Genomic DNA, 3,710 nt, shown 5'->3' with positions numbered 1-3,710 from the left:
CTAATGTGACTGGCAGCTATATTTTCAGATTGCTCCAAATCGGCGATACTACGGGAGACCTTTAAAATACGATCATAAGCCCTTGCAGAAAGATTGAGCCGTTCCATAGCTGTTTTTAGAAGTTGTTTAGATGCTTCATCCAGATCACAAAATTCCCGGATTTGTCTTACACTCATCTGGGCATTGTAATGCACGTTGGGATTTTCTTTAAATCGCTGCGTCTGAATCTCCCGAGCGGCTGTAACCCTTTTCCTGATATCGACACTGCTTTCGCCCCTGCGTTCTTCACTAAGTTTTTCAAAAGGCACAGGAGTAACTTCAATATGAATATCTATTCTATCCAGAAGAGGACCACTAATCTTACTGAGGTAGCGTTGCATCTCTGCAGGGCTGGAAGTCACCGGAGAATCCGGATCGTTGAAATAACCGCTGGGACTTGGGTTCATGCTGGCCACGAGCATAAAACTGGAAGGGTAAGTTACCGTAAATTTGGCTCTGGAAATAGTGACTTCCCGGTCTTCCAACGGCTGGCGCATCACTTCCAGTACGCCGCGTTTAAATTCGGGAAGTTCATCCAGAAACAAAACCCCGTTATGAGACAGTGAAATCTCTCCCGGTTGTGGGTATGCACCCCCGCCTACAAGGGCAACGTCTGAAATCGTGTGGTGCGGGCTTCTGAAAGGTCGCTGAGACATCAAACCTACGTTTTCTCTTATCCTGCCAACTACACTATGAATTTTTGTAGTTTCCAAAGCCTCATGCAAAGTCATAGGAGGCAAAATACTGGGTAGGCGTTTTGCCAACATGGTTTTTCCCGCTCCGGGCGGCCCAATAAGGATAATGTTATGTCCACCGGCTGCGGCTATCTCCATACATCGCTTGATGGATTCCTGGCCTTTAACATCGGCAAAGTCGTGATCGGGATTGTCCAGGTTTTTATAGAATTCTTCACGGGTATCGATGAGGGTTTGCTCCAAAGCTTCCCCTTTATCAAAATACCTGATCACCTCCATGATATTATCTACGCCATAGATCTCAAGCCCGTTCACCACAGCGGCTTCTTTTGCGTTTTGTATGGGAAGTATAAAACCTTTAAAGCCTTCTTCTCTGGCTTTAATAGCAATAGGAAGCGCACCTTTTATAGGTTGCAGGCTTCCGTCGAGGGAAAGCTCCCCCATTATTAAATAATCTGAAATATTTTCGGCTTTGATTTGCCCGGATGCGGTAAGGATTCCAAGGGCGAAAGTAAGGTCATAGGCAGAGCCTTCTTTCCGAAGATCGGCCGGGGCCATATTCACTATAATTTTTTTACCGGGAAATTTATACCCGGTATTCTGTAAGGCGGCGGTTATGCGATAGCTGCTTTCTTTAACAGCATTATCGGGTAAACCAACCAGGTGGTATCCAATGCCGGTAGCCACATTTACCTCAATGGTAATTGTGGTTGCCTCTACCCCAAAAACGGCACTTCCGTAGACTTTTACCAGCATTTAAAGATTTTGTTTCCTTAAATTTAGTAAAATTTACGAAATGATTTGAGTATTAAACGCTTAACACGTGATTTCGATAGTAATCTATTAAACCATCAATAGGTCTTCGCACTATATTTCCTACTTCAAGCCCATATGGCTGAACTACTGCCCTAATAATATCTTCGCTAAAGAAAGCTATACTTCCTATAAAATGTATTGGAACATTCTGCGCTTGTTTATATGAAAGGACTCTGGAATGAACAAAATCGGTAATACCTTCATGAACCAGCTTGTAGAAATATCCATTACGCTCGTTGGTAAAGATAAATTCGGCAAAATTTGCGAGGTAGGTATTTGGATTTTCCCTTCTATAGAGGTTTTTCTTTATCTCATCGGAATCAAGATTATATTTTTGTTCAAATATAGTCGCCAATTCCGTAGGCATTCTCTTATAATAATAATCCCTTAAAAGTCTTTTCCCAAAATAATTACCGCTGGCCTCATCCATAAGGATATATCCAAGGGAATGCACTACCTGGTTAATTTCTTCACCGTCGTAATAACAGGAATTAGATCCAGTACCCAGGATACAAACTATACCAGGTTCTGTAGTTGCAGCATATACAGCAGCTACAATATCTTCTTTTACGACAACCTCATTGGCATTGGTAAAAAAGTTGGTAAAAATATCTTCCAGAAGTTTACGGGGTGTTTCGGTTCCACAACCGGCACCAAAAAAATGAACCCTTTCTACTTTATCTTTTACGTCACGTAAATCTGCGTTTTCCTCAATTCGTTGTTCAAGAACCAACTCAGGAAATACCGCTGGGTTTAACCCTTTGGTTCTGGTCTTAAAAACCTGCTCTCCCTGGGCATTCAGTAAGATCCAATCACATTTTGTTGAGCCACCGTCTGCTAATAAAATCATTTGTTTTTGTGTGATTTAAAAAAAAGCCTGATGAAAACGGCTGTAGATTTTAGAAATCTTACAGTTCCAATTTTTCTTCAGGCTTTTTCATTTAATATTATAATGATGCTACGTGCATCGCCAGTTTAATTATTGAGGCAGAATAACCATATTCGTTATCATACCAGGCCACTAATTTAAAGAAATTATCGTTTAAGGCAATCCCGGCTCCCGCATCAAAATTACAGGTATTTGCTTCAGAAACAAAATCCTGAGAAACCACGGCTTCTTCAGTATAAGAAATCACACCTTTGTAATCACCTTCGGAAGCTTTTTTGAAAGCAGCTTTCACCTGGTCATAAGAAGCAGATTTGTTGGTACGGACAGTAAGGTCTACCGCTGAAACGTCTGCGGTTGGAACTCTAAAGGCCATACCTGTAAGTTTTCCGTCTAATTTTGGTATAACTTTACCTACTGCTTTGGCTGCACCGGTGGAAGCAGGAATAATATTTAGTAACGCACTTCGACCTCCTCTAAAGTCCTTTTTAGAAGGGCCATCAACTGTTAGTTGGGTTGCTGTAGTAGCGTGAACTGTAGTCATCAATCCTTCTACAATTCCAAACTCATCATCAATCACTTTCGCAAGTGGAGCAAGACAGTTAGTTGTACAGGATGCATTAGAAACTATATTATCTTCAGCTTTAACATCTTTATGGTTAACACCCATAACGAACATAGGCGCATCTTTAGAAGGAGCTGAGATCACGACTTTTTTAGCTCCAGCAGTAATGTGCTTTTGTGCCTGATCTTTACTGGTAAAGATCCCGGTACATTCGAGCACGATATCTGCACCAACATCACCCCACTTAAGGTCTTCAGGGTTTCTTTCTGCAGTTACACGAACAGTATTTCCATTTACAATAAGGTTTCCGTCTTTTACATCCACATCTCCTTTAAATTTTCCGTGAACGGAGTCATATTTAAGCAGGTATGCCAGGTGATCTACATCAAGCAGATCATTGATAGCTACAACTTCTACATCTTTATTTTCGGCCGCTATTCTAAAGGCAATTCGCCCAATACGACCAAAACCATTAATTCCAATTTTAGTACTCATAATTTTAAATTTTAAATTTTACACCGAAGTGATGTTCGCCACCCTTCTTAACTCTTTGTCTAATTCACGCTTATCCTTAAGCGCTTTTTCCAATGATACATGAACCACTTTTTGATGGTGTACTCCAACCATAATATTGGATTTACCATCGGTAAGTGCTTCTACTGCACCTACACCAAGTTTACTCGCCAGCACCCGGTCAAAACAACTTGGA

The 3,710-nt window shown here is 41.2% G+C and carries 3 protein-coding genes and 1 pseudogene; all 4 read right to left on the bottom strand.

Annotated elements, in window-relative coordinates; all coding sequences use genetic code 11:
* Positions 1 to 1,490, bottom strand: a 1,490-nt coding sequence (locus VIM94_RS01305) for a YifB family Mg chelatase-like AAA ATPase (RefSeq protein ID WP_332037486.1), incomplete at its 3' end; no start/stop codon positions are given.
* Between the two features lie 52 nt (positions 1,491 to 1,542).
* A complete protein-coding gene (locus VIM94_RS01300) occupies positions 1,543 to 2,400 on the bottom strand; it encodes a BadF/BadG/BcrA/BcrD ATPase family protein (RefSeq protein WP_332037485.1) in 858 nt (285 codons plus the stop codon).
* Between the two features lie 97 nt (positions 2,401 to 2,497).
* Entirely contained in the window at positions 2,498 to 3,496 is a 999-nt protein-coding gene (gap, locus tag VIM94_RS01295; protein WP_332037484.1) for a type I glyceraldehyde-3-phosphate dehydrogenase, read from the bottom strand.
* A gap of 18 nt (positions 3,497 to 3,514) precedes the next feature.
* A pseudogene (locus VIM94_RS01290) lies at positions 3,515 to 3,710 on the bottom strand (6-phosphofructokinase); the annotation flags it as partial.

It is taken from the genome of Salegentibacter sp., assembly GCF_036568425.1.
In the GTDB taxonomy this organism is placed as follows: Bacteria; Bacteroidota; Bacteroidia; order Flavobacteriales; family Flavobacteriaceae; genus Salegentibacter.
The sequence above is the reverse complement of the archived record's forward strand: the minus strand, read 5'-3'. Positions and strand labels throughout refer to the sequence as shown.